At 73.7% G+C, this 354-nt stretch carries 1 protein-coding gene; it reads left to right on the top strand.

Annotated elements, in window-relative coordinates; all coding sequences use genetic code 11:
- On the top strand, positions 1-229 hold a 229-nt coding region (locus PUR56_RS10885), incomplete at its 5' end, for a DUF7507 domain-containing protein (protein WP_329948730.1).
- Positions 230-354 lie beyond the last annotated feature (125 nt).

Here is a 354-nt window from a genome sequence, read left to right on the forward strand (position 1 = left end):
GGCGGGCTCCTCGATCATCTTCTGGTTCGTGGTGTCGAACTCGGGGGACGTCCCGCTGACCGACTTCAGCGTCACCGACACCTCGTTCTCCGGCACGGGGACACCGCCCGCGATCACCTGCCCGGACACCTCCCTCGTCCCGGGCGACTCGAGGACCTGTTCCGCCGCCTACACCGGTGCCCAGCCGCACGCCGCCGCCTCCTCGCCGACCACCGCGAGCTCCTCCTAGAGATACCCGCGGTCCGGACCCGACGCCCGCCCGCTCTCCGCCGTCGACTCGGGCAGGGTCACCGGTGTCGGGACCGCGAGCGGCCCCCCGCCGCCCGGCACCGCGGTGATCGACCACGCGGGCCA

The sequence above is a fragment of the Streptomyces sp. BE303 genome (genome assembly GCF_036290945.1).
Taxonomy (GTDB): Bacteria; Actinomycetota; Actinomycetes; order Streptomycetales; family Streptomycetaceae; genus Kitasatospora.